We start from the raw sequence: 726 nt of genomic DNA on the forward strand, positions 1-726 counted from the left end.
TATTGCAACAGGGATGTCGGCTGAAGCGGCCTCAATCCTGACTTTCTCCTTGAATACAGCAGCCTACTTAGCTGAAGTATTTCGGGCAGCCTTGGTTTCTGTAGACGAGGGTCAGGTGGAAGCGGCGATGACGGTGGGCTTGACTTACGGGCAAACATTGCGAGGGATTGTCTTACCACAAGCCGTTCGAAACGCCATCCCGGGGACTGGGAATACCTTTGTTGGCTTACTGAAAAATTCGTCATTGGCCTTCACTATTGGGGTCGTCGAGTTGCTTGCCCAAGGGAAATTATTCGCCTCGAATTCATTGAAGTTCTTTGAAGCCTATTTCGCAGTGGCCTTGATATACTGGGCCCTCACCATTCTATATTCACTATTACAAAACTGGTATGAGAAACGCCTAGCCGTACCATATACCAGATAAGAGGAGGAAAAACGATGAAAAAGTTTAAGTTATTGAGTATTGGATTGACCTCGGCCTTGGTCTTAGCGGCGTGCGGGACATCTGCAGAGGAAGACGCGACGAGTTCAGAAAGTGGGGCTGCAGATAAAACAGTGACAATTGCAGCATCTCCAGATGGGTATCCGCAACACTATCAAGAAGGGGATGAACTGAAAGGTTTCTCTGTAGAGGTTGCTGAAGCAGTAGCAGAGGAAGCGGGCTACGAGATTGAATGGGCTTTGTCTGACTGGTCTGGTGTTGTTGCAGCGCTGCAAGCTGGAAAG

At 48.8% G+C, this 726-nt stretch carries 2 protein-coding genes; both read left to right on the top strand.

What is annotated here, in order from left to right:
• The coding region (locus ACRCJ0_RS17440; RefSeq protein ID WP_431391417.1) for an amino acid ABC transporter permease at window positions 1–424 on the top strand (424 nt) is incomplete at its 5' end.
• Window positions 425–438: 14 nt separating this feature from the next.
• On the top strand, window positions 439–726 hold a 288-nt coding region (locus ACRCJ0_RS17445; RefSeq protein ID WP_431391418.1), incomplete at its 3' end, for a transporter substrate-binding domain-containing protein.

The sequence above is a fragment of the Aerococcus sp. L_32 genome (genome assembly GCF_050689315.1).